The sequence below is a fragment of the Streptomyces sp. NBC_01506 genome, from assembly GCF_045040295.1.
Lineage (GTDB): Bacteria > Actinomycetota > Actinomycetes > Streptomycetales > Streptomycetaceae > Streptomyces.
Genome location: NZ_CP109422.1, coordinates 5,685,176 through 5,709,814, shown reverse-complemented (window position 1 = coordinate 5,709,814; position 24,639 = coordinate 5,685,176). Strand labels below are relative to the sequence as shown.

Sequence of the window (24,639 nt, the reverse complement as noted above, 5' to 3'; positions counted from 1 at the left end):
GGCGCGCGAGCGGACACGCGTCAGGTGCTGGGTACTGCTGGGGAACCCCGGAGTTGGGCGAGCGGCCCAGGGAGGTGACGCTGCGGAGCTGCGGGGAGCGTCAGACGCCGAGTGCGGGGAGGAGCACGGCGTCGACGTAATCGCGGAGGAACGCCTGATCGACAGAGCGGTCCTCTACGAGCTGCCGGGCGACGAAGGCGCCGACCAGCATATGTGTGACGTAGTTCAGCGCGGGTCGGTCCGCGCTGACCTCACCGCGTTCCACGGCACGGCGCAGAAAGACACCGAGCCCGTTCAGTTCGGGCTCGATGAGCAGTTCACGCAGCGCGAGGTGGAGATCGGGGTTGTTGTGGACGGCATGGACCAGGCCCCGCATCAGCGCGGAGTCCCGTTCCATCTGACAGTCGTCGGCCAGCGACACCATGGCGTGGAAGTCCCCACGCAGCGAGCCGGTGTCGATCTGACTGACATCGGCAGGCTTGTTGTTCCGCATGGCTCGTGCGACAAGCTCCGGCTTGCTCCCCCACTGGCGGTAGAGGGTGGCCTTGCTGGAGTGGGTACGAGCGGCGACGGCGTCCATGGTGAGGGCGTCGTAGCCGACCTCGCGCAGCAGGTCGAGCACGGCTCCGTACAACTCGCTCTCGCGCTCCGGCGTGAGTCTGGTGCGTCCCATGGTCGACCTCCCGTCAAGAAATCAAGGAACCAAGCGAAACGGTTTCGTACAGTACGAAGATAACCCCACCCTCATCGAAACGGCAACGTTTCGCTTGTGTCCTCCACCACACCGCGCCGCCACACCGCGCCGCAACCCCTCCCCGCACACCTCCACACACACGACCGAGTGCCCGCCGAACACATCCGGCCAACTGGCCTCGGCCCACGAGTTGCCCCGCCCCTCCCGCACGGAAAGCATTGGGGGGTGAGTGACGACGTCGCGTATCTCCGTTATCCGCATCTGCACGACGACTTGCTGTGCTTCGCCGCCGAGGACGACCTCTGGGTCGCTCCCCTCTCGTCGGCCAAGCACCGCCCCGACCGCGCGTGGCGGGTGACCGTCGACCGCACCAGGGTGGGGCATCCCCGGTTCTCGCCGGACGGCAGCCAGATCGCCTATACGACCTGGCGCAGCCTCGATCCGGAGATCCATCTCGCGCCGGTGGCCGGCGGTCCGGCCCGCCGGCTCGGTTACTGGGGCTCCACGGACACCCGCGTCTGCGGCTGGACGCCACCGGACAAGGACGGCTCGGCGCAGATCCTCGCCGTCTCCTCGCACGGCCAGCCGTTCTCGTACTACTCGTGGGCCTACAGCGTCCCCACCGACGGCTCCCCCGGCGGCAAGCTCCCCTGGGGCCCGGTCGCCGACATCGCGATCGCCGACATCGACGGCGAGCGGCGCACCCTGCTGCTCACCGGGAAGCCGCCGCATGAGCCGGCCGCCTGGAAGCGGTACCGGGGCGGGGCCATGGGGCGGCTGTGGCTGCACGGCGAACGGCTGCTGGAGGATCTGCCCGGCCATCTCGACTGCCCGATGTTCGTGGACGGGCGTATCGCCTTCCTCTCCGACCACGAGGGCGTCGGCAATCTCTACTCGACGCTGCCCGACGGCACCGATCTGCGCCGGCACACCGACCACGACGCGTTCTACGCCCGCCACGCGTCGTCCGACGGACGCCGGGTCGTCTACCAGTGCGCGGGAGACCTCTGGCTGGTCGACTCGCTGGCGCCCGACTCGGTGCCGCGCAAGCTGTCGGTACGGCTCGGCGGTCCGCGCGCCGGGCGGCGCGTCTACCAGGTCCCGGCGGCCCACCACGTCGACTCGATCTCCGTGGACACCACGGGCCGGGCCAGCGCCGTCTCCGTACGCGGCAGTCTGTACTGGCTCACCCACCGCGACGGCCCGGCCCGCACCATCACGGACACTCCGGGCGTACGGGTCAGGCTCCCCGAGATGCTGGGCAGCGGCGGCAAGGTCGCGTACGTCACGGACGCGGAGGGCGAGGACGCGATCGAGATCGCCTACCTGCCGCGCGCGAGCGGCGACCGGCCGCCGGTACGCCTCGCGGCCGGGCGGCTGGGGCGCGTCCACGAGCTGATCGCGGACCCGGACGGCGAACGGCTGGCGGTGACGACGCACGACGGAAGGCTGCTGATACTGACGGTCCCTGACGAGGCGTCAGAGACGGCCGGAACAGCGCCGGTTGAGCCCACGACCACCACCGGGGACACCACCGAGCCGGTCACCGAATCCGTCACCGAGGACATCACCGAGCTGATCCGCTCCGTCAACGGCCCCGTCACCGACCTCGCGTTCTCCCCGGACGGCGACTGGCTCGCCTGGGCGCACCCCGGCGTCGGCCGCACGCTGCGCCAGATCAAGATGGCGCGGATCGCGGACCGTACGATCATCGATGTCACCAACGGCCGCTTCGAGGACGAGAATCCGGTCTTCACCCGCGACGGCCGATATCTCGCCTTTCTTTCCTGGCGCGGATTCGACCCCGTGTACGACGTGCACACCGGCGACCTCTCCTTCCCGCTGGGCTGCCGCCCCTATCTCGTACCGCTGTCGTCGGCGACGCCCTCGCCGTTCGCGCTGTCCCCGGACGGCCGCCCGGCCGCCGGCGGACTCGACCCGGTGCCGGTCGTCACGTCCGACGGCACGGCCGCCGTGGCCGAAGGGACGGTCACGGTCGAGGTCGAAGGGCTCGCGAGCCGCGTCACGCCGTTCCCCGTCTCCGCCTCCAAGTACTCGGCCCTGCAACCGGTGAGCGGCGGCGGCCTGGTGTGGCTGCGCTGGCCGATCTCCGGCGCGCTCGGCGAGACGTTCGCCAACCCCGCCGACACCTCGGGCCGGCCGACGCTCGAACACTTCGACATCACCAAGGCGCGTAAGAGCGAACTCGTCGACCACCTCGACTGGTTCGCACTCAGCGGCGACGGCTCACGCCTCGTGGTCGTGGACGACGACGAACTGCGCGCCGTGCCCGCCACCGAGGCCGGCGACAACGACTCCACCGTCCATCTCGATCTGCGCCGCATCCTGCACGAGGTCGACCCGGCGGCCGAATGGCGCCAGGCGTACGACGAGGCGGGCCGCGTCATCCGCGCGTACTTCTGGGAGCCGGACATGTGCGGCATCGACTGGGACGCGGTGCTCAACCAGTACCGCCCGCTGGTCGAACGCGTCGCGACCCCCGACGAGTTCGCCGATCTGCTGCGCGAGGCGCTGGGCGAGCTGGGCACCTCACACGCGTACGTCACCCCCGCCCGCCGCAACGAGGGCCCGCCGCACTACCAGCGCGCCATGGGCCTGCTCGGCGCCAACCTCGTGTGCCGGGACGGCGAATGGCTCGTCAAACGAATCCTGCCCGGCGAGTCGTCGGACTCCAAGGCCCGTTCCCCGCTGGCCGGTACGGGCATCCGCGAGGGCGCCGTCCTCACGCATGTCGACGGCCGGCCCGTCGACCCGGTGGCCGGCCCCTACCCGCTGTTGTCCGCCGCCGGCGGCACGACGGTCGAGCTGACCTTCCGCCCCGCCGAGGACCTGTCGACGGCCAACGACGGTACGGCGAACGGCGGTTCACGGCGCGTCGCGATCGTCCCGCTCATCGACGAACGGCCGCTGCGCTACCAGGACTGGGTGGCCAAACGCCGCGAGGTCGTCCGCGAGATGAGCGGCGGCAAGTGCGGCTACCTCCATATCCCCGACATGGGCGGCTCGGGCTGGGCACAGTTCAACCGGGACCTGCGCCTCGAGGTGTCCAGGCCCGCGCTGATCGTGGACGTACGCGGAAACGCCGGCGGCCACATCAGCGAACTCGTCGTGGAGAAGCTGACCCGGCGCATCCTCGGCTGGGACCTGACACGCAACGCGCAGGCGGTCAGTTACGCCTCCAGCGCCCCGCGCGGCCCGGTCGTCGCGATCGCCGACGAGGCCACCTCCTCGGACGGCGACATGATCACCGCCGCCTTCCGGCTGCTGAAACTGGGCCCGGTGGTCGGACAGCGCACCTGGGGCGGTGTGGTCGGCATGACCGGCAGACACCAACTGGGCGACGGCACGGTGATCACGGTGCCGATGAACGCGGCCTGGTTCGACACGTACGGCTGGTCGGTCGAGAACCACGGCGTGGAGCCGGACATCGAGGCGCTGCGCACACCGCTGGACTGGGCGGAGGGCCGGCACGCGCAGTTGGACGACGCGGTGTGGGTGGCGCTGGAACTCCTGGCGAAGCAGCCCGCGGCGACGCCCCCGGGTTACGCCGATGTCCCGGACCTCCGCCGCCCGTTGCTACCGCCGCGAAGCTGAGCCCCGGGGGATCGCCGGACGGGCTTCAAGCCCGCCCGGCGATTGAGGGCAAAAGAAGCCCGTCCGGCGATTGAGGACACCACCCACGGCCCGCACAGAGAAGCGCACCTGGTGCACACCGCACCAAGCGCGCTGCTCAAGCAATCGGCTCAGGCGTCGTCCCGCGAGCCGCCCTCGCGCTCGTCCCGCGAGCCGGCCCGCTCCGACGCCCCGTCCCGCTCGTCGTTGTTCTCGTTCGTCTTCTCGTTCATCTTCGCCCTCGCCTTCGCCTGTTCGGCGAGCGACCGCGACTTGTCCTTGAACTGGTCGGCGATACCCATGAGGAATCCGCTCCTGGAAGTTGGAAGTCGGTGGGGCCCTGGATGAGTCCTGGGCCTCGACCAGACTTACACGCGCCGACATAGCTCGCATTTCGATCAATTACGCTGCGTACGCTCCCGCTCGTCGGCCGCCCCGCCCGCCCCCACGAGCCCCTTCCCCACCCCGCCGAGCCGCGGGTCGAGGCTCCGCATGTGGCGGCTGCCGACGGTCGCGATGATGCCGGGCAGAAGTCCGCGTACGGACTGTGTGCCCCGCAGCCACCACTGCGCGTACACATGCGACGAACGCCGCTCGATCCCCGTCACGACGCGCTCGACGGCGGGCCCCGGCGGATACGTCTTGTTGGCCGGCCACGGCAGCCGCCGTCGCATCTCGCGCATCACCTCGTCCTCGTCGGCGCCGCGCACCATGTCGGTGTCGGTCCAGGACAGATAGCCGACGCCGACCCGCACGCCCTTGTAGCCGAACTCGGCGCGCAGGCTGTGCGCGAATGCCTCGACGCCCGATTTGGAGGCGCAGTACGCGCTCATCATGGGCGCCGGTGCGATCGCGGCGAGCGAGGCGATCTGGAGGAAGTAGCCACGGCTCTCCAGCAGTACGGGCAGGAACGCGCGCGCCGTCACCGCGCCGCCGATGAGGTTGACCTCGATGACCCGCCGCCAGGCGACGGGGTCGGAGTCCAGGAACGGACCGCCCGCCGCCACACCCGCGTTGGCCACGACGATGTCGACCTTCCCGAAGCGCTCCTTGACCTCCGCCGCGACACGGGTCATCGCCTCGTGGTCGGTGACATCCGCGTACCAGTACTCGCAGTCGCCGTGCAGCCTGCTCGCCACGTGCTTGAGCGCGTCGGCCTCCAGCCCCACCAGCGCGACCTTGGCGCCGCGCGCCGAGAGTTTGCGGGCCAGCAGTTCGCCCACGCCGCGCGCCGCCCCGGTGACGACGGCGACCTGTCCTTCAAGACTGACCCTGCTCATACCGCACTCTCCTCACCGACACCGGCCCGCAGATGATCGTCCACCAGTCGCCGGATCACGGCGGTCACCGCCTCGGGCGCCTCCACCGGCGTCATATGTCCCACGCCCGTCAGCTCGGTGAGCCCGGCACAGTCGGGCAGCGCCTCCGCGAGCCGGTGCGCCTGCACGGCCGGCGTCAGCCGGTCCGCCGTCCCGACGACGACCGCCGTGGGAACGCTCAACTCCCTTACGCCCGCTTCGAGATCGAGTTCGGCGAGCACATGCGACCAGGCCACCCGCACCGCGCGCGGACACGCGTGCACGATCCGCGCGCACGCGGCGACCCGGTCGGGCGCCGTGCCGGGCCCCATGGTCCCGTATCGCAGGATCCGCTTCGAGACCGGCGTCACCGGCCCCAGCGGGGCCCGCGAGCCGAGGATCAGCCGCGTCAGCCGGGTCCGTACGCGCCCGGGGCGCATCGGCACCACCCGCGATTCGGCCACCAGCCCCGAACTGCCCGTGCTGCACAGCAGCGCGGCGGCGGCGTGCTCGCGGAAGGCGGGCCGCGCGGAGGCGGCCATCAGCGTCATGCCGCCCATGGAGTGCCCGGCCAGGACGGCCCGCTCGCCCGGCGCGAGGGTGGCGGCGAGCACCGCCTCCAGGTCGTCGGCGAGCGCGTCGGTGGTGTAGCCGCTCCGGTCCACGGCGGGCGAACGGCCATGCCCGCGCAGGTCGTAGACGATCACGCGGTGGTCGGCGGACAGGTCCTGGATCTGCGCGGCCCAGAAGAGAGTCGAGCAGGTCCATCCATGGATCAGGACAATCGCGGGCGCCCCCTCGGAGCCGTACACCTCAATATGAAGGCGCGAGCCGTCGGCGGAAGTCGCCATCAGCACACGGGAGTTGGGGGTCGCTGTCATCGAAGTGCCTCCTTGCCGCGCGGCTTCCCGTCCCATACGCGGACGATGTCGTACTCCCCAAGGTCCACGGCCCGTGTCGCCCGCCGGAACTCGGTCGTCGTCCCCGGCCAGATGGTGGTGTTGCGCCCGTTTGCGTCCAGATACCAGCTCGTGCAGCCGCCGGTGGCCCACACGGTGCGTTTCATCCGCTCCTGCACCCGGTGGTTCCAGGCGTCGACGGCCGCCTGCCGGGGGATGAGCGCGGCGCCCGCGCCGAGCGAGCCGAGGGTACGCAGATAGTCGCCGAGATAGTTGAGCTGCGCCTCGATGACGAGGATCATCGAGGTGTTGCCGAGGCCGGTGTTGGGGCCGATGACGGTCATCCAGTTGGGGAATCCGACCGCGGTCGCGCCGCGCAGCGACTCCATGCCGTCCTTCCACGCCTCGGCGAGGGTGATCCCGTCCGCCCCCACCACCCGCTCGGCGACGGGCATGTCGGTGACATGGAAGCCGGTGCCGAAGATGATCGCGTCCACCTCGGTCTCGGTCGAGTCGGCGGCCACGACGGTCGACCCGCGCACCTCGGCCAGCCCGGACGCGACGACGTCCACATTGGGCCGCGCGAGCGCCGGATAGTACTCACTGGACAGCAGGATCCGCTTGCAGCCGATGCGGTACGAGGGGGTCAACTTGGCCCGCAGCGCCGGGTCTTTGACCCCGCGCGCGATGTTGGCCTTGGCCAGCAGCTCCACCAGCCCCAGCTCCTGAGGCCACTTGGTGAACGCCTGGACCTGCAACTCCCTTATCCCCCACAGCAGTCCACGCCGCGCCGCACCGGTGACCGGCACCGTGCGGTGCAGCCACCGCTCGGCGCCGGAGATCGCCCGGTCGGCGCGCGGCATCACCCACGGCGGGGTGCGCTGAAAGAGCGTCAGCCGGGCTACGTCGGGCTGGATCGCGGGCACGATCTGGATCGCCGACGCACCGGTCCCGATCACGGCGACGCGCTTGCCCCGCAGGTCGTAACCGTGGTCCCAGCGCGCGGAGTGGAAGACCTTGCCGGGGAACGAGTCGAGACCGGGCACCTCAGGCACCTTCGGGTCCGACAGCGCCCCGGTCGCGGAGACCACGACGTCCGCCGTGATGATCCCGCGCGTGGTCTCGATCTCCCAGTGCGCCCGCTCGGCGATCCAGCGCGCCAGCCGCAGCTCGTGGTTCAGCCGGATGTGCGGCCGGAGCCCGAAGGTGTCGGCGACGCGCTCCAGATACGCGCGGATATGCCGCCGGCCGGAGAACGTACGCGGCCAGTCGGGGTTGGGCGCGAAGGAGAACGAGTAGAGGTGCGAGGGCACGTCGCAGGCGCAGCCCGGATAGCTGTTGTCGCGCCAGGTCCCGCCGATCGAGCCGGCCCGTTCCAGGACGACGAAGTCGGTGATCCCCTCGCGCCGCAGCCGCACGGCGGCCCCCAGCCCGCCGAATCCGGACCCGATCACCGCCACCCGTACGTGTTCGGCCATACCAGCACCTCCTCGGACCGTGCCAGTAATCACTGGCACTGTGGGGAGAGTAGGACAGCGCCTTACTCATGGGTAGGGGCCGGACAGGAAAAAGTTACCGACGGTACGAGACATAGGCTGACCGCCATGTCCGACCAAAAGGAAGCCCGCGAGGACTTCCACGAATACCGCGAGTACCGCATGCAGGAGCTGGCCGAAGCGGCCGGCATCACCGTCCGCACGGTGCGCTTCTACCGCGAACGCGGACTGATCCCGCCGCCCCGCAGACAGGGCCGGATCGCCTGGTACGACAGCCACCACCTCGCCCGGCTCCGTACGATCGCCGCCCTGCTGGAGCGCGGCCACACCCTCAACGGCATCGCCGACCTCGCCACCGCCTTCGAGAGCGGACGGGACGTGGGCGAGGTCCTGGGCCTCGGCGAACCGACCGAGGAGACCCCCGTCCGCCTCACCCCCGAGGCCCTGGCCGACCACTTCGAGGGCGAGGTCACGGCCGAGAACCTGGCCACCGCGCTCGAACTCGGCTATCTCGCCACCGACGGCGACGACCTCGTCCACATCAGCCGCCGGCTGCTGGACGTCTCCGCCGCCCTGGTCCGCGAAGGCGTCCCACTGGCGGCGGTCTTCGAAGCCGGCCGCCAGGTCCGCGCCCACGCGGACGCCCTGGCCGACCTCTTCGCGACGACGCTCCAGACCCACGCGGCCACCACGTCCCCCACGACCCTGCGCCCACTCGCCAAAAGCGTGGTGGACGCGGAACTCTCGATGGCCCTGGACCGCCGCCTGCGCGACAAACGGAACGAGCCGGATCAGCCCAGCTCGTAGGTGACACTCACCGGCGCGTGATCGCTCCACCGCTCCCCATGACTCGCCGCCCGCTCCACCCACGCCTTCACCGCACGCCCCGCCAGCCCCGCCGTCGCCACGTGGTAGTCGATGCGCCAGCCGGTGTCGTTGTCGAAGGCGCGCCCCCGGTAGGACCACCAGGTGTACGGCCCGGTCTGATCCGGGTGCAGGGCACGGACCACGTCCACGTACGCCGCCTCGTCGAAGACCCGCGTCAGCCACGCGCGCTCCTCGGGCAGGAAGCCGGACTCCTTGCGGTTGCCCTTCCAGCTCTTGAGGTCGGCCTCCTGGTGCGCGATGTTCCAGTCGCCGCAGACCAGCACCTCCCGGCCGTCCGCCGCCGCGCGCTCCCTGAGACCGCCGAGGTAGGTCAGGAACTCGTCCATGAACCGGACCTTCTGGTCCTGGCGCTCGGTGCCCACATCACCCGACGGCAGATAGAGACTGGCCACCGTCACCCCGGGCAGATCGATCTCGACGTACCGCCCGCTCGTATCGAACTCCGCACTCCCGAACCCGGTCCGCACCCGCTCCGGCTCCCGCCGCGAGTACAGCGCGACCCCCGCCCGCCCCTTGTCGGCCGCCGGCGCGAACACCGTGTGCCACCCCTCCGGCTTCCGTACGCCCTCGGCAAGTTGCCCCTCCTCGGCCCGCACCTCCTGCAGACACACCACATCGGCCCCGGTCCCGGCCAGCCACTCCACAAACCCCTTCTTCGCGGCGGCCCGGAGCCCGTTCACATTCACGGAAGTCACAGTCAGCATTCCGGCACTTTATCCAGGCTCTAGAATCGGTGCTGTGGCCATCCAAATACGTCAGGTCCCCTACGACCACCCCGACGCCGTAAAGCTCGACGCCGAGGTCCAGCTCGAATACGCGGCGCGCTACGACAGCGAGGGCGACGCCACCGTGCTCCACGCCCGGATGTTCGACCCGCCCCGCGGTCTCTATCTCCTCGCCTACGACGCCGACGAGCGCCCGCTGGCCACCGGCGGCTGGCGCTCGCAGGAGACCAACGACGAGGGCTACTCGGACGGCGACGCCGAGATCAAGCGCATGTACGTCACGGTGGAGGCGCGCGGCCTCGGGCTGGCCCGCCGTATCCTCGCGCGGCTGGAGGAGAGCGCCCGCGCGGCGGGCCGTACCCGCATGGTGCTGGAGACGGGCACCATGCAGCCGGAGGCGCTGGCGCTCTACCGATCCAGCGGCTACACGGACTGCCCGAAGTTCGGTCACTACCGGCACAACCCGCTGAGCGTCTGCCTCGCCAAGCCGCTCGGCTGAGGACCTGGCGCGCGACACACAACAGGCCCGGTCGGGCAGTCGAGCTGCCGGACCGGGCCTGAGGCGGGAACGTCAGTGGTTGCCCACGCCGTTCGCCGAGAGGACCGGGATGTCCTCCAGGATGTGCGACAGGGGCTCGTCGCCCTTGGCCTGCGTGGAGTTCTCGGTGCACTGCTGGTTCTGCGGGGAGGACAGGACGTTGATGTCCTGGACCGCGATCGGCACGAGGCCCACGAGCGAGCCGACGTTGGCCTTGACGGGCAGACCGACACACGGCTTGTTGAGCGTGCCCTGCACGAGGCTGAGCGCCGGGCTCATGTCCCCGTGGGTCTCCGAGTTGCCGAACGCCTGCTTGGCACCGTTGCCGCTGAGCGACGTCGTACCCGTGTCGTTGCCGATCGCCAGCGCCGGCGACGCGGTGGCGGCGAGGCCGCCGACCATCGTGGCCGCTACAGCAGCGGTAGCCCACAGCTTGTTCATTTTGTTGCCTTTCCGGAAAGTCGGCACCCCACCGGTGGAGTGCCGATTCGTTCAACTCACCACGCGACGTTTGGTTGCGCCCATTCGCCCGAACAGCCCATAAGGCATATCGGTAGGTCACGGCGGCATGAATACGGCCGAACGCGACCGAACACGGCCGGGCCACCGCCGAATTCAGAAAATTCGGCGGCGGCCCGGCCGCGGTGATTCAGGGGCGATATCAGCCGTTGCCCGCACCGTTGGCGGACAGGATCGGGATGTCGTTCAGCAGGTGCGACAGCGGCTCGTCGCCCTTCGCCTGCGTCGAGTTCTCGACACACTGCTGGTTCTGCGGCGACGACAGGATGTTGACGTCCTGGACCGCGATCGGCACGACACCCAGCAGGGAACCGGCGTTGACCTTGGCCGGCAGACCGATGCAGGGCTTGTTGAGCGAGCCCTGGATGAGCGCCATCTGCGGGCTCATGTTCCCGTACGTCGCGGAGTTGCCGTACGCCTGCATGGCACCGTTGCCGCTGAGCGACGTGGTGCCCGCGTCGTTGCCGACGGCGAGGGCGGACGGCGCGGCCATAGCCGACATGCCGATGACGGAGGCAGCGACGGCCGCAGTGGCCATAACCTTCTTGATCACGATGAGTCCCCTTCTGAAGGATGCCCCAAAGTCCCCGGGGCGCCATGAGCAACTTCATTCCGCAGGTTTAGTTATCGCGCTTCACTCCAACAGCCCATTAGGCACTCAATCAACCGCTCAACGCCCGCAAGCCGAACGAGTGAAGCAGCGGAACCAAACCCAGGGCATCCGGTTGGGCAGGCCGCATCACCTGCATTTCTTGAGAAAAGGAACCAACCGTGATCAAGAAGATTCTGGCGACCGCGGCGGTCACCGCCTCCGTGGTCGGCGTTTCCGCCGCGGCGGCGGCGCCCGCCCTCGCCGTCGGCAACGACACCGGCACCACGTCGCTCAGCGGCAACGGCGCCGAGCAGGCGTTCGGCAACTCCGTGACCCACGGGAACCTGAGCCCGTCGGCCAGCCTCGTGCAGGGCTCGCTCAACAAGCTCTGCGTCGGCCTCCCGGCCAAGGCCAACGTCGGCTCCCTCGTCGGCCTTCTGGTGCCGGTCGCGGTCCAGGACATCAACGTCCTGTCCTCCCCGCAGAACCAGCAGTGCACCGAGAACTCCACGCAGGCCAAGGGCGACGAGCCCCTGTCGCACATCCTGGAGGACATCCCGGTCCTCTCGGCCAACGGCGTGGGCAACGGCTGACAGCCATTGCCGTCGCGGCGCCGTTCCGGCGCCGTTGCGGGCCGACGAAGGCCGGCCGGGGTGAATTCGCCCCGGCCGGCCTTCGTGTCGTACGAGCGGTTTCCCCGCCGCCCGCGGAAGCGCCGCAGAAACGTCATTTCTCGCGGCGATCGGGTGAACCAACAAAGGCCATAAATCAGGGCAGTTTCCTCATTAGCGCGTACTCGTTGGAGTTCCAGCAGCGGCGGTGCGGGCTGAGAGAGCCGTGTTCGCGTGGCACGAGAGCCGCGCGCGCGACCCCGTTGCGGAAAGGCTCAACCATGAATGCCAAGAAAGCAGCCGCCGTCGTCGCGGGCGTTCTCCTGTCCGTCGGTGCCGCGGCGCCGGCCATGGCCGACGCGGGCGCGCAGGGTGCCGCCGTGGGCTCCCCGGGCGTCCTGTCCGGCAACGTCGTCCAGATCCCCGTGCACATCCCCCTCAACGTGTGCGGCAACAGCATCAACGTGATCGGTCTGCTGAACCCCACCTTCGGCAACACCTGCGTCAACGCCTGACGCCTGGCGTCCGGCACGTACTGACACGCATCGAAGCGCCCTGAGGGGCGTACCCGGGGCCGGCCCCGAGGCGTACGGCGATACGCGCCTCGAGGCCGGCCTCAGTCGACACCGAGACACCGACGCACCGGCGACACACCGGCGATATCAGGAGAACCAGATGCGAGAACTCATCGGCAAAGGACTGCTCACCGCCGCGGCGGCGTCGAGCGTGCTGACCATGAGCGGTGGATACGCCCAGGCCACCGACAGCGGCGCCACCGCCGCCGGGTCCCCGGGGCTGCTGTCCGGCAACAGTGTCCAGGCACCCGTCGAGGTCCCGGTCAACGTGTGCGGCAACACGGTGAATCCTGTCGGCGTGCTCAACCCCTCCTTCGGCAACGGCTGCGGCAACTCCTCCGGCGCGCACGCGGCGCCCCACGGGGCGTCCAAGCCCCGTCCGGCCCCCCACGGGCAGCACACCGCCCCGCGCGCCGAGCCCGCGACGCACCCGGCGCCCGCCCAGGCGCCGCCGTCCGCCCCGTCTCGGCCCGGCAACGGCAACGGCAACGACCACGGCGGCAGCGGCGACGACGGCAACAGCGACGGCAGGGACAACCACGCCAGTTCGACGCACGGCGGCGGCTCGCCGTCCGGCGACCACGGCCGCCACCAGGACGACGGCGGCTCCTCGGCCTCCGGCGCCGCGGTCGGTTCCCCGGGTCTGCTGTCGGGCAACCTCCTCCAGGCCCCGCTCGACATCCCGGTGAACGTCTGCGGCAACAGCGTCGACCTGGTCGGTCTGCTCAACCCGGCCTTCGGCAACTCCTGCGCGAACGGCGCCGAGGGCGAGACCCCGCACGCCCCGCTGCTGCCGCCCACCCCGATCGACCCGCTCGACCCGTCGACCCCGCCCGGGGAGCACGAGGTGGAGCCCCCGAACGTGCCGGTGGCCCACGACCCGATGCTCCCGGAGCGGCCGCGCGCCGTCGAAGAGGCCCACGCGGTCGACCAGTTGGCCGAGACCGGCTCGGACCGGAACCTGCTCGCCGGGGCCGGTCTCAGCGCCGGCCTGCTGCTCGCCGGCGCCATCCTGTACCGCCGCAACGCCGCCGCCGTACGCGTCTAGCACGTCTAGACGAGGTCATCGATCGCCGGACGGGCCTGAAGCCCGTCCGGCGGTTGCACCCGCCCCGCCCCCGCCCCCGTTCCCAGCCGCCGGCGTACGCCGCGTACCACCCGCCGCGCCGTGTACGTCGCGCCGAACACGAACCGCATCGACGGGCCGAACGACGGCGCGCTCAGCAGACCCGTCACGAACAGACCGGGGTGCGAGGTCTCGAAGACGGTGTCCGTGTCGGGGGCGGTGCTCGCGCCCACCGTGCGCAGTCGCCGGCGCAGCCGCTCGTCCAGCAGCCCCAGCCTGTCCAGGCCCGGTGTGAAGCCGGTGGCGGCGATGACATGGTCGGTCGTGACCGTGCCCACGGATCCGTGGGTGGAGACCAGGTCGAGCCGTACGCGCCCCCCGCCCGGGACGGCGGCGGCGACGCTCTCGCCCAGCCGGACCTCCACCGCCGGTTCGAACCGCTCGCGCAGCCACCAGGCGCCGGCGGGGCCGAGCGCCGAGGTGAAGACGCGGGCCCGGGTCGAGGTGGGCAGTTGGTGGAAGAGGCCGGGGGTCCGCGCGTAGAGCCAGTTCCGCCAGCCGCAGCCCAGGCCCGTGTGCGGGGCACGGGCTGCCTCGCCGAAGGGGCGCTCCAGGGGCGGCGGGAGGGTGTTCCAGTTCAGCGCGTGCGACCGGGCCACCACGCGTACGGCCGTCCCCTGTTCCGCGAGCAGCGTCGCGGTCTCCAGCGCGGCCTGGCCCGCCCCGACGACCGTGACGTCCATGCCCTTGAAGCGCGTCAGGTCAGCGTGGTCCACGCTGTGCGACACCCGCTCGGGCGGCAGGGCGCGCAGCGGTCCGGGGATGTCGGCGAAGGGCCGGACGCCCACGGCCAGCACCACCGTGCGGGCGAGGAACGTCTCGCCGCCGTCCTCGACGGTGACCTCGAAGCCGCCACCGGCGCGCGGCCGTACGGCGGTGACGGTCCGTTCCTCCACCGGCGGCGCCGCGTGGGCGGCGAACCACAGGCCGTACGAGGCGAAGAAGCCGACCGGCAGCGGGACCCCGTGCCGCACCCGCACCCCCTGGGTGGCCGCGTAGGCGGCCAGCCCGTAGGCGCCCTCGGGGTCGGAGAGGTTCGACGCCCACGGCTCCGACTTCAGGAACATGCCGGGCGGCATCCCGTCCCGCCACGCCGCCATCGGTCTGCCGAACACGCGCGGTCTCAGACCGGCCGCCGCCGCGTGCGAGGCGATGGAGAGCCCGTACGGGCCTGCACCCACAACTACCAGGTCCTGCATAGGAGTTCGCCGTTCTTTCGCTGTTCTCGGGAGTCTCGGGAGTCTGCTGATCAACGCGGGACGAGCGGGGTGGCACTGTCCGGGGCGGGCCGGCGCCGGCGTGCGCCGCCGCGCGCCGCGTGCCGGAGCCAGGCCACGCTCATGGCGTACGCCGGGCGCGGGTCGTCCCGCGCGAACCACGCCGTCTCCGTCCCCGCCGCCCGGATCCGGCCCTCGACGCGCCCCGGGCCACCGCGTCCGGCCGAGGACAGCAGGGACAGCAGCGCGTAGTTCTCGACCACGAACGTCCGCCCGTACGCGGGAATCTGCGGCGGGACCGGCCGCCCGGTCAGGTCCAGATGCAGCGCCCGTACGACGTCCATGCCCGACGCGTCGGTGAAGAGACGGAACTGGGCGCCGGGCCGGGGGTTGAAGTCGAGCAGGTGGTACGCGCCGGTGGCGGCGTCGAGCCGGAAGTCGAGATCCACGATGCCCCGGTAGCCGAGCGCGGCGACGACCTCGCGCGCCAGGCGCTCCACGGCGGGGTTGGGCAGCCATCGGCCGACGGCGGTCAGCCCCGCCCCCACCGGCCACGACCGTTCCTTGCGCCCGGTCGCGCCCATCAGGAGCGTGCCGTCGCGACCGCTGTAGCCGTGGAAGAACCAGTCGAGATCACGGCCGCGCGGCAGGAGTTCCTGGAGCAGCAGCCTGCTCCCCGCCTCCGCGCCGCGCCCGAACAGCTCCCCGGCCTCGCGCGGCGAGCGCACCACGACGGTGCCGCGCAGCCCGGAGCCCTCGGGCAGCAGCCACGGCCGGCTCCACTTGGCGACCACCGGCAGCCCGAGCGTCCGCGCCGCGCGCGTGGCCTCCTCGGGGCCGCCGGGGACGACCGTACGGGGATGCGGCAGACCGAGCGTGCCGCAGATCGCGGCCAGCTCCACCTTGTCGGCGACCCGCTCCGGCAGCCCTGACGGCTGTTCGGGCAGGAGATAGCGGCCGGCCAGCCGGGGCCGCAGCCGGGCGACCGCGATCGCGCTCAGATCGTCCAGGGGGATGAGGACGGCGGGCGTGCCCAGTTGCTCCGCGATCCGCAGCAGCAGACCGTGCAGCTCCGCCTCCGAGGTCCGGTCGGGACGCGGATGCCCGCGGTGCAGATACCGGGAGGCGGCGACGGGGCTGCGTAGCGATTCGATCACCGCGTGCACCGTGATTCCTCCCCGGCCGAGGGATCTGACGGCGCCGAGGGTTCCGTGGTGAAACGGATTGTGGTCGAGCCGTACGAGTACGGCGGGGACGCTGATGTCAAAGCTCACCACGGTGGTGTCCTTCATTTCCGATGACCCATGCGGGGGGTGAAATTCACGAACGGTCTAGTGAAGCGACTGACCGGGTTACCGATCGGCTTAACAGAAATACTTTTGGGCCAGTGCGACCACGGACCGCGTCCCCTTCATGAGGAGCACAAATGTCCTATCGACGTCGACGGCTGATCAGCACCTGGCTGGGTGTCATCACGGCCGGCCTCCTTGTTTCGGGTTCCGTCCTGCCGATGGCGAGTTACGCCGCAGGTCCCGACGTTCCCGGCAGTCCCGAACCGCCGGAAGTGACATCACCGGCGATCGGCGCGTACCTCGATTACGGCCCCGAGGGTGTCCGCCGTATCGCCGAAATGCAGAAATGGCTCGGCGGCACGGAACTGCGGGTCGGGCACACCTACCTCCCCGGTGACGTCTGGTCCAACATCGAGGGCGCCCCGAGCTTCCTGGGGGACTGGGCCGAGTGGAAGAAGGCCCGCGCCGACCGGATGTTCGTGCTCAACGTCCCCATGCTCGAACGCAACGAGGACCGGGTCCACGACCAGGTCGTACGCAGGGAACTGCGCCGGGGCGCGCGCGGGGAGTACGACCGGCACTTCGAGGCGCTGGCCGAGCGGCTGGTCTCGCTCGGCGTGCCGGACACCGTGGTCGTACTCGGCTGGGAGATGAACGGCACGACGTACACCCATCGCTGCGGCCCCGATCCCCGGGCGTGGAAGGCGTACTGGAAGCGGATCGTCGGCGCCATGCGTGCGGTGCCCGGCCAGGAATTCCGTTTCGATTTCGCTCCGAACCGCGGAAAGGACGCCATCGCCTGGACCAAGTGCTATCCGGGCGACGACGTCGTGGACATCGTGGGAATGGACTCCTACGACCAGCCGCCGGGACGGACGTTCGACGAGCAGGTGAATGAGCCTTTCGGGCTCCGTCAGCATGTGGACTTCGCCGCTGAACATGGAAAGGTTATCTCCTATCCGGAGTGGGGCCTCTTCCGCAACGGCGACAACCCCGAGTACATGCGGGGCATGCTCAAGTGGATCGAGGAGCACCGGCCGCTTTATCAGACGCTCACGGATTACTGTCCGCACGGTGTCTGGCAGTGCGAGGAGAATCCGCGGTCCTCGAAGGTGTTCCGCTCGGCGCTGTACGGGCTGACGCCGGAGCCGGAGCCGACGCCGACGCCCACGCCCACGCCCACGCCGACGCCGACGCCGACGCCCGAGCCCAGCACCCCGGTCACGCCGCCGGTGCTCGAGCCGACCCCGGAGCCGACGCCCGAGCCCAGCACGCCGGCGAAACCCGAGGCACCCACGAACTGCCGTCAACTGACGCTGAGTTCATGGATCGAGGCCCTGCTCGGCCGGAAGGTCTGCCTGCGTATCGGCGGTTGGGACCGCTGGCTGTCCTGACCGGACCGGACCTCATCGCGGCGGCGGCAAGGGAGACAACCCCTTCGGGGTCATTCCTTGCCGCCGCCGCGCCGTGTCCGCTTCGCCAGGCCCGCCTTCATCGCCGGCAGCCGCTCGTTGACCAGGACGGCCGCCTGGCCGCGCGCGGCGGCGTGGGCGGCGATCAGCCGCAGCGAGGGGGCCAGCAGACCGCGCGCCAGCAGCAGCCGCCGGTTGCAGACGGTCTCCGGGCGCCAGTGGTGTTTGTACGGCTCGTTGCCGCGCAGCATGCTCAGCGTGGAGCGCCCGTCGGCGCTGATCCGCCGGGCGCTCTCGCGCAGCAGCATCGTGGCCACGTCCACCTTCTGCTCGCGCAGCATCGGGTCGGCGCCGTACAGATAGCCGCCCGCCAGGCGCGGTGACATCAGGGTGAGATCGGCGGCCACCACCTCGCCCGCGAGCCGGAATTCGGTGATCGCCGCGTCGCCGCACTCGACCATGGACCGCACCGAGCGGGTCAGATGTTCCGAGAAGCGCGCGCTGAGGTGTTCGGGGGTGACGCCGCGCCCCTGCCACTGGAGCCGGTGCAGACGCAGGAGGCGTGCGACGGCGGTCGGGATCTCGTCCCCGGGCACCACGCGCTCCTCGATGCCGAGCGAGTCGATCCTGCGCATCTTGGCCCTGGCGCGCTGGGCGCGCGACGACGGGAGGCGGCCGAGCAGTTCGTCCATGGGGACGGCGGGCAGTTCGAGGCAGGGCGAGTCGGCCAGTTGGCCGCGCGGGCCGTCCCAGCACTCGTAGAGACGTTCGGCGGCGGCTCCGGGCCGTACCTCCCGCAGGTCGATGACGGCGGTGCGCGCGGCGGTGGCGAGGGCCTTCGCGAGCGCCGGGGCGGCGCTGTCGACGCAGTCGTCGTCCAGCAGGACGTCGGAGAAGTCGGAGATGGTGCCGCCGAGTTGGACCAGGACGGGGAACGGGCGGTGCGTCAGCATCAGCGGGGCGGCGGCGACGAGGGTGCCGCTCCGGCGTACGAGGACGACGCGCAGCCGGCCGGGGGTGCCGTACGACAGCCACCAGGAGTGGAGCCAGGCGTGGCTCTGGAAGGGGGTGGCCGGGCCGGATCGGCGGTGCAGCGCGGTCCACTCGGCGGCGAGCGCACCGAACCGGTCGGGGTCCCGGCAGATCTCCGAGGTCAGCGGCGCGAAGGCGGCTCTGCCGGCCCTGCCGACGGGCGCGAGCGCGGCCGTCGCCGTGGCCGCGCGCACGCGATGCCGGGTGGTGGTCGGTTCCGCCGCCATCACACGCTTTCCGTCTGTGGCACGAGTGCCGTCGACGGACCGGGAACCGCCGCGCGCACCTCGCCGCGCCGGCGCTTCGGCCGGACCAGCAGACCGAGTCCGCCGAGCAGTCCGCCCGCGGCTCCGCCGACGAGCGCGGCCAGCGGCGCCGAGGGTGACACGGGGCTGGTGGGCTTGACCGCGCGGGAGAACTGGACCACCCGTACGTTCGTACTGCCCTGCATCTGCGTGCCGTTGAGCACCAGCGAGCGCGCGACGCCGTCCGCCATGCTGACGGCCGCCTGCGGGCGGCGCGACGTGGCCGTCACCGAGATCATCGGGGCGTCGGGCGAGGTGACGGTGGTGACGTTCTCCTTGAGGACCTTCGCGGAGACCCCGGCCCACACCTGCGCGTCCCCCACCGCGGCGACCTGCGAGGCGACCCGCCCGTACGCCTGCGCGAAGCCGAGCGCGGCGGCCGGGTCGGCCTTGTCGGTCGGTACGACGAGTACGTAGCTGGTGGCGGAGTACTGCGGGGTGCGCAGCATGCCGTACGCGCCGCCCGCGAGCGCCCCGATCAGGACGCCGACCGGCACGATCCACCAGACGAGCAGCGCCCCGATCCTCGCCAGGACGCGGCCGGGCCACCTGCCCGTGCGGCGTCCGCCGCTCTCGTTGTCGGTCATCTTCGAACTCACTCCTCGGGGGTGGCCGGGCGCCGGAGGGCGGGCTCGGACGAGCCGTTCCGGTGCAGGGCTCGGTCGTAGACGGACATCAACTGTTCGGCGGTGCGCGCGATGTCGTAGTGGCGCGCCGCGGGTGGTACCGGCAGCCGGTGCGGGCCGCCGCCGGCCGCGAACTCCCTCTGCGCCGAGGCCAGTTCGGCGACGAGATCCCACACGGATCCGGTGATCCGGCGGGCGCCGGGAGCCGCTTCGGCGGGCAGGTCCGCCAGGGCGGGGCAGGTGACATACCGGACGTGCAGCCCGGCGGCCAGGGCCTCGATCACGGCGAGGCCGAATGCCTCGTCCGCCGACGTCGAGACGGACAGATCCATGGCGGCGAGCAGTGACGGCAGATCAGGTCCCGTACCGACGCCGGGGTTCGGGGGCGGGTCCTCGCACGCGCCATGCAGCAGGACCCGGTCGGCGGCGCCCAACTCCGTTGCCAGCGCGTGCAGTCGGTCGCGCTCCGGGCCTTCGCCGACAAGCAGCAGTCGGGCGCCGGGCACGGCGGCGACGGCCCTGACGAGCGTGTCGAAGCGCTTGCCCGCGCACAGCCTGCCGACGCCGCCGACCACGAACGCGTCTGCGGGCAGGCCGAGTTCGGCCCGCGTCTTGTGCCGGGCCGTCTCGTCGTAGGAGAAGCGCGGCACATCGATGCCGTTGGGCACGACATCGATACGGTCGCGGCGTACGCCCCAGCGGCGCAGCCGGTTCGCGACGGTCGTGGATACGGCGACGGTCCGCGTGCCGAGGCGTTCACTGCCCAGATAGAGGGCGCGGGCCCCGGCGGTCAGCGGGCGGCCCTCGATCTGGGTGGCGCCCAGCGAGTGCTCGGTGGCGACGACGGTGCGTACGCCCGCGAGGCGCGCGGCGAGGCGCCCGTACACGCAGGCGCGGTAGAGATGCGTGTGGACGAGGTCGTACCGGCCGTCCTTGATCAGCCGCGTCAGCCGGGGCAGCGCGCCGAGGTCGCGGTTGCCTCTTATGCCGAGGTCCGTGACGGGGAAGCCGTCGTCGGTGATGCCCCGGGCGACGGCGCCCGGGTTGGTGAGCGTGACGACTGCGCTGTCGGTGGGCAACTTCCGCAGCAGGAGCCGGAGTTGCTGTTCGGCGCCGCCGATGCCCAGGCCGGTGATGATGTGCAGCACCTTCATGCGCCGCCGCCCTCGGGCGCGGTCACGGCTTCGGCTCCCGCTCTGTCGGCCGGATACGGGCCGTACGGGACCGGTTCGCGGCGCCGCCCGTGCAGTGCGCGCTTGAGGAACAGCCGGGGCGCGGTGTCCTCCTGGCCGATATGGAGGCGCGGCAGCGCGAACAGTCCGGTGAGGGGTCCGGGGCTGATGCCGACCGCGTACCGGTAACCGGCGTCCCGTACGGCCGCCATCACGCGGGGGTCGACGGTGCCGTACGGATAGCAGAACCCGGTCACCTCCCCGCCCGTGATCGCGCGCAGCGCCTCGCGGCTGCCGCGCGTCTCGTCGGCCAGCAGCGCGTCGTCGGCCTCGGTGAGATCGGTGTGCCGCAGCCCGTGCGACCCGACCTCCATGCCGGCCGCCGCCGCCTCGCGGATGCCGTCCTCCGTAAGGAGGGGCTTGCGCGGGCCGAGGGCGTCCCACTCGTTGGTGCCGCCGAGCCGGCCGGGAAGCACGTAGACGGTGGCGGTGAACTCGTAACGGCGCAGCAGCGGCACCGCGTGCGTCAGGAAGTCCGCGTAACCGTCGTCGAAGGTCAGGCCGACGAGTCCGGCGTGCCGGCCCCGCGCGCGGGCGAGCAGCAGCCGCTCCATGCTCACGCCGGTGAGCCCCCGGCGGCGCAGCCAGCGCAGTTGCCGGTCGAGCCGGCCGGGCGAGACCGTCACCCGGTAGGGGTCGTCGGTCGGGTCGGCGATCGAGTGGTACATGGCAGCCCACAGAGGGCCTGCGGGCACCGTGTCAGCGGGCATCGACGAACTTTCGTGTGACGGAGCGGAGGACGGAGTCGATCTCCGGTGCCTGGAGGGCGCGGGCGATGACGAGGAACACGGCGGCGACCACGAGACAGGCGATGGCCGCCGCCGGTACGGGCGCGGGGATGAGGGCGCCGCAGAGCCAGCCGGCGCCGGTGGCGGCAGCGGCGGCGGCGCTGAGTTTGACGAGCCCTCCGGTCATGTGGCGCACCCGCACCGGAACGCTGTGGCGGGCGACGCCGTGCAGCAGCAGTACGGCGGTGACGGTGATGCCCAGCGCGTTGCCCGCCGCGATACCGAGGACCCCCCAGACGCCGACGAGCAGCGCGCCGCCCGCGGTGGTGAGGGCGAGCCCGAGGAGCATGGCGAGCGCCGGGAACCACAGCGGGCGCGCGGCGGAGAAGTAGCAGCGGACGAGGGCACCGACGAGGGTGTGGCCGAGCAGCCCCAGTGCGTACACACGCATCACGGCGGCGGTGGCCGCCGTGTCCGCACGGTCGAAGGCGCCGCGCTGGAAAAGGATTTCGATGATCTGCGGCGCGCACGCGACGACCGTCGCGGCGCCCACCAGCACGATGACACCGGCGAGGGCGAGGTCACGCTCGACGCGCCGCCTGGCCCGGTCGGTGTCCCCCGCCGCCATGGCGCGCGCGACCACGGGAAAGGTGACCGTGCAGAGCATCAGGGACAGCACCATCGGCATCTGCGCGACCTTCTGCGCGTAGTTGAGATGCGAGATGGCTCCGGCGGGCAGGGGTGCGGCGAGGAAGCGTTCGATGAGGACCTGGGACTGGCGGGTGAGGGCGAAGACGACGACGGGGGCGAGCAGTCCGAGGGCGACGAGCGGCCGGCCGGCGCCGCCCGGCTGCTCGCCGGGGGGCTGGTGTTCTTGTGTGTGCTCCGCCGTGGCGCGGCGCTCGCGCAGCCGGCGCAGGACCATCGGTGTCTGGACGAGGACCATCAGGACCCCGCCGACAGCGACGCCGGCCGCCGCCGCGCGCACCCCGAGCCGGTCGCTGAGCAGCAGCATCGTCGCGATGATGCCGACGTTGTACGCCACGTAGATCATCGCGGGCGGTACGAAGCTGCCGTGCGCCCGCAGCGCGGCGCTGCAATATCCGGCGATACCGAAGCTGAACGCGCAGGTGGCCGTCAACCGGGTGCAGTCGACGGCCAGTTGGGTGTCCGGGAGGCCGGGGGCCAGCAGGGCGACGACCCAGGGCGCCGCGAGCATCAGCAGGACGGCGCCCGCGCTGAGTGCGAGCAGCAGGCTCGGCAGGGTCGTACGGAGCAGAGTGTGTACGGGGTCGGGGGCCCGGTCGCGGTCGCGGTCGCGATCTCGCTCGAGGTCGCCGTCGAGGAGTGGCTGGTGCGCGGCGCGGCGTGCGAGAGCAAGGCTGAAGGCGGGCACCAGGATGAGCGCCATCGCGTCCTCGATGAGCAGCGTCGACGCGACTTCGGGGACGGTCCAGGCGACGAGGAACGCGTCGGTGCCGGGGCCGGCGCCGTAGAGGTGGGCGATGGTCTGGTCGCGTACGAGACCGAGCAGCGCGCCGGCGGCGGTGAGGAGGGCGGTCAGCAGGGCCGCGCGGGCGAGGAAGCGGTTGGAGAGGTAGCCGCCGCGACCGCCCGAATCGGCCTTCTCGGCGTTCTCGGCGTTCTCGGCCGTCTCGGCATCGGGCGTCTCGACCGGCGCGGTGGCGGGGGCAGGTGGCGGTGCCGACCGTCGGCCGGGGACGGTGGGCCCGGTGGACGGAACAGGTTCAACGGGCTTCGCGGGCCCGGCAGTCGGGGACTGTGTCGCGTCCGTCAGATCGGTCACGCGGCACCGGCTTCCCTGCGCTCCGACAGGCGGTCCGCCCGACGATCCGCCCGCCGGTCGAGCGCCCACCACGCGGCCAGACCCAGAACCACGGCGGTGAGCACCGTGGAGGGACCGCCGATGTCCGCGTAACCGAAGTCCACCAGTTGCCAGATCAGCAGCCCGGCGGCGACGAGCGCGCAGTCGGCGCCCGCAGGGCCACGGCGCGCGCCCGGCAGCCGCCTCAGTACGAGGACGAGCAGCGCCGCCCAACTCCCGGCGAGAGCGAGCAGACCCACCAGCCCCTGCTCGCCGAGGATCAGCAGATACATGTTGTGCGGCGAGAGCAGCGGCTGGCGCCGGAAGGCCGTCCCGGCGCCGGCCGTGTCGCTGCCCGACGACAGCGCGATCGAGGAGTGGCTGTCGCGGTAGGCCGGGAATGCCTTCAGCCCCACGCCGGTGACCGGGTCGGTGCGCCACATCCCGGCCGCCGCCGCCCACATCGTGTACCGGTCGGTGACCGACCGGTCGGGCGCCTCGGTGACTTCGGTGATGCTGCCGAGCCGGTCGGCGACCATCTGCGAGCCGATGCCGAGTCCGCCGACGAGTACGACACCGAGGGCCGCCGTCACGAGCGCGACGCGGGCCGCGCGGCGCGGCCCGGAGAGCGCGAGTTGCAGCGAGAGGGCCACGACCGTCGCGATCCACGCGCCCCGGCTGAACGAGAGCACGAGCGGCAGGAACAGCAGCGCGGCGCAGCCGAGCGCGGCGGCGCGCTGACGCCTGCCGTCCTCCGCTCCCGCGCCGAGGGCCAGTCCGACCGCGGCGACCAGACCGTACGACACGACGGTGGCCATGCCCATGACGTCGGTGGGACCGAAGGTGCCGACCGCGCGGACGTCCTCGCCCATGTACGAGGCGCCGGTGCCGGTCGTGTACTGGACGACGCCGATGAGCCCCTGCACCAGCGCCAGGGCCACCATCGACCAGGCCACGACCCGGAAGTCCCGGCGGTGCCTGATCAGCAGCAGCAGCGCGCCGGGCACCAGCACGAAGATCTGGAGGTAGCGCGCCACACCGGGGAGGCTGGACGCGGGGTCGTACGACGTGATCGCGGCGGCGCAGACCCCGAACACCGGAAGTCCCAGGACCAGCGCGGCTGTTCGGGTCAGCGGCCGGGCGCGCTCGCGCACCACCCGGACCAGACAGAAGACGACCAGCAGCCCGGACGCGAAGTCGGCCACCGTCCCGGAACCGGCCGACCCGTCGGCGGCGGGGCCGGCCACCGGGACGGCGAGGAGCGCCACGACCGCCAGGACGGGCAGCAGCGGCGCGTTCCGGCGCAGCGCGTCGCGCCAGTCGCGTTCTCGGTCGGGGGCAGGGAGGCGCAGGGGGTCCAACTCGCGGCGGGGGGC

23 protein-coding genes are annotated in these 24,639 nt (G+C 71.6%); 7 read left to right on the top strand and 16 right to left on the bottom strand.

Translation table 11 applies throughout. The features are described from left to right. Window positions 1–100 precede the first annotated feature (100 nt). A complete protein-coding gene (locus OG329_RS25400) occupies window positions 101–673 on the bottom strand; it encodes a TetR/AcrR family transcriptional regulator (RefSeq protein WP_405798338.1) in 573 nt (190 codons plus the stop codon). 246 nt (window positions 674–919) lie between these two features. Here OG329_RS25400 and OG329_RS25395 point away from each other — a divergent pair, with 246 nt between their 5' ends. Next, window positions 920–4,309, top strand: a complete 3,390-nt coding sequence (locus tag OG329_RS25395) for a S41 family peptidase (RefSeq protein ID WP_405798337.1) — start codon at window positions 920–922, stop codon at window positions 4,307–4,309. Window positions 4,310–4,458: 149 nt separating this feature from the next. Here OG329_RS25395 and OG329_RS25390 read toward each other — a convergent pair whose 3' ends face one another. The 4 genes from OG329_RS25390 to OG329_RS25375 form a co-directional block, all read right to left on the bottom strand. Continuing rightward, on the bottom strand, window positions 4,459–4,629 hold the full coding sequence (locus OG329_RS25390; RefSeq protein WP_405798336.1) for a hypothetical protein: 171 nt from the start codon (window positions 4,627–4,629) through the stop codon (window positions 4,459–4,461). 96 nt (window positions 4,630–4,725) lie between these two features. Beyond that, window positions 4,726–5,607 carry an SDR family oxidoreductase gene (locus tag OG329_RS25385; protein ID WP_405798335.1) on the bottom strand — a complete coding sequence of 294 codons (882 nt, stop codon included), beginning with the start codon at window positions 5,605–5,607 and terminating at the stop codon, window positions 4,726–4,728. Beyond that, the gene (locus OG329_RS25380) at window positions 5,604–6,506 is read right to left on the bottom strand and encodes an alpha/beta fold hydrolase (protein ID WP_405798333.1); all 903 of its coding nucleotides are present in this window, start codon (window positions 6,504–6,506) and stop codon (window positions 5,604–5,606) included. The genes OG329_RS25385 and OG329_RS25380 overlap by 4 nt, the downstream gene beginning before the upstream one ends. Beyond that, the gene (locus tag OG329_RS25375; protein ID WP_405798332.1) at window positions 6,503–8,002 is read right to left on the bottom strand and encodes a flavin-containing monooxygenase; all 1,500 of its coding nucleotides are present in this window, start codon (window positions 8,000–8,002) and stop codon (window positions 6,503–6,505) included. Before OG329_RS25375 ends, OG329_RS25380 begins: the two co-directional genes overlap by 4 nt. A gap of 180 nt (window positions 8,003–8,182) precedes the next feature. Here OG329_RS25375 and OG329_RS25370 point away from each other — a divergent pair, with 180 nt between their 5' ends. Further along, a complete protein-coding gene (locus tag OG329_RS25370) occupies window positions 8,183–8,827 on the top strand; it encodes a MerR family transcriptional regulator (RefSeq protein ID WP_405802003.1) in 645 nt (214 codons plus the stop codon). Here the strand turns inward: OG329_RS25370 and OG329_RS25365 are convergent. Continuing rightward, on the bottom strand, window positions 8,812–9,612 hold the full coding sequence (locus OG329_RS25365; RefSeq protein WP_405798330.1) for an exodeoxyribonuclease III: 801 nt from the start codon (window positions 9,610–9,612) through the stop codon (window positions 8,812–8,814). The genes OG329_RS25370 and OG329_RS25365 overlap by 16 nt on opposite strands. A 40-nt stretch (window positions 9,613–9,652) precedes the next feature. Here OG329_RS25365 and OG329_RS25360 point away from each other — a divergent pair, with 40 nt between their 5' ends. Continuing rightward, entirely contained in the window at window positions 9,653–10,132 is a 480-nt protein-coding gene (locus OG329_RS25360) for a GNAT family N-acetyltransferase (RefSeq protein ID WP_405802002.1), read from the top strand. Between the two features lie 72 nt (window positions 10,133–10,204). Here the strand turns inward: OG329_RS25360 and OG329_RS25355 are convergent, their stop codons facing one another. Continuing rightward, the gene (locus OG329_RS25355; RefSeq protein ID WP_405798329.1) at window positions 10,205–10,612 is read right to left on the bottom strand and encodes a rodlin; all 408 of its coding nucleotides are present in this window, start codon (window positions 10,610–10,612) and stop codon (window positions 10,205–10,207) included. A 220-nt stretch (window positions 10,613–10,832) separates the two neighbouring features. Further along, a complete protein-coding gene (locus tag OG329_RS25350; RefSeq protein ID WP_405798327.1) occupies window positions 10,833–11,243 on the bottom strand; it encodes a rodlin in 411 nt (136 codons plus the stop codon). A gap of 218 nt (window positions 11,244–11,461) precedes the next feature. On the opposite strand from OG329_RS25350, the gene OG329_RS25345 reads away from it, so the two are divergent. From OG329_RS25345 to OG329_RS25335, 3 genes are all read left to right on the top strand, one after another. After that, window positions 11,462–11,875 carry a rodlin gene (locus tag OG329_RS25345; protein ID WP_405798326.1) on the top strand — a complete coding sequence of 138 codons (414 nt, stop codon included), beginning with the start codon at window positions 11,462–11,464 and terminating at the stop codon, window positions 11,873–11,875. 299 nt (window positions 11,876–12,174) lie between these two features. Then, window positions 12,175–12,408, top strand: a complete 234-nt coding sequence (locus OG329_RS25340; RefSeq protein ID WP_405798325.1) for a chaplin — start codon at window positions 12,175–12,177, stop codon at window positions 12,406–12,408. A 160-nt stretch (window positions 12,409–12,568) separates the two neighbouring features. Continuing rightward, entirely contained in the window at window positions 12,569–13,516 is a 948-nt protein-coding gene (locus OG329_RS25335; protein ID WP_405798323.1) for a chaplin family protein, read from the top strand. Window positions 13,517–13,521: 5 nt separating this feature from the next. Here the strand turns inward: OG329_RS25335 and OG329_RS25330 are convergent, their stop codons facing one another. Both OG329_RS25330 and OG329_RS25325 read right to left on the bottom strand, forming a co-directional pair. Continuing rightward, the gene (locus OG329_RS25330) at window positions 13,522–14,793 is read right to left on the bottom strand and encodes an FAD-dependent oxidoreductase (RefSeq protein ID WP_405798322.1); all 1,272 of its coding nucleotides are present in this window, start codon (window positions 14,791–14,793) and stop codon (window positions 13,522–13,524) included. A 50-nt stretch (window positions 14,794–14,843) separates the two neighbouring features. Further along, window positions 14,844–16,085 (bottom strand): ATP-grasp domain-containing protein, encoded by a 1,242-nt coding sequence (locus OG329_RS25325; RefSeq protein WP_405798320.1) that lies wholly within the window; start codon window positions 16,083–16,085, stop codon window positions 14,844–14,846. Between the two features lie 152 nt (window positions 16,086–16,237). Here OG329_RS25325 and OG329_RS25320 point away from each other — a divergent pair, with 152 nt between their 5' ends. Further along, on the top strand, window positions 16,238–17,497 hold the full coding sequence (locus tag OG329_RS25320; protein WP_405798319.1) for a glycoside hydrolase family 26 protein: 1,260 nt from the start codon (window positions 16,238–16,240) through the stop codon (window positions 17,495–17,497). Between the two features lie 50 nt (window positions 17,498–17,547). On the opposite strand, the gene OG329_RS25315 is transcribed toward OG329_RS25320, so the two are convergent. From OG329_RS25315 to OG329_RS25290, 6 genes are read right to left on the bottom strand one after another with little or no spacing between them, the layout of a single operon-like run. Further along, the gene (locus OG329_RS25315) at window positions 17,548–18,774 is read right to left on the bottom strand and encodes a GNAT family N-acetyltransferase (protein ID WP_405798318.1); all 1,227 of its coding nucleotides are present in this window, start codon (window positions 18,772–18,774) and stop codon (window positions 17,548–17,550) included. Next, the gene (locus OG329_RS25310) at window positions 18,774–19,439 is read right to left on the bottom strand and encodes a lipopolysaccharide biosynthesis protein (RefSeq protein WP_405798317.1); all 666 of its coding nucleotides are present in this window, start codon (window positions 19,437–19,439) and stop codon (window positions 18,774–18,776) included. Before OG329_RS25310 ends, OG329_RS25315 begins: the two co-directional genes overlap by 1 nt. Before the next feature lie 8 nt (window positions 19,440–19,447). Beyond that, window positions 19,448–20,632 carry a glycosyltransferase gene (locus tag OG329_RS25305; protein WP_405798315.1) on the bottom strand — a complete coding sequence of 395 codons (1,185 nt, stop codon included), beginning with the start codon at window positions 20,630–20,632 and terminating at the stop codon, window positions 19,448–19,450. Further along, complete coding sequence (locus OG329_RS25300) at window positions 20,629–21,420, bottom strand: polysaccharide deacetylase family protein (protein WP_405798314.1); 792 nt, start codon at window positions 21,418–21,420, stop codon at window positions 20,629–20,631. Before OG329_RS25300 ends, OG329_RS25305 begins: the two co-directional genes overlap by 4 nt. Then, window positions 21,410–23,245, bottom strand: coding sequence for a murein biosynthesis integral membrane protein MurJ (gene murJ, locus OG329_RS25295; RefSeq protein ID WP_405798312.1), 1,836 nt, complete (start codon window positions 23,243–23,245; stop codon window positions 21,410–21,412). The genes OG329_RS25300 and murJ overlap by 11 nt, the downstream gene beginning before the upstream one ends. Then, window positions 23,242–24,615 carry an O-antigen ligase family protein gene (locus OG329_RS25290; protein WP_405802000.1) on the bottom strand — a complete coding sequence of 458 codons (1,374 nt, stop codon included), beginning with the start codon at window positions 24,613–24,615 and terminating at the stop codon, window positions 23,242–23,244. Before OG329_RS25290 ends, murJ begins: the two co-directional genes overlap by 4 nt. Window positions 24,616–24,639: the final 24 nt, after the last annotated feature.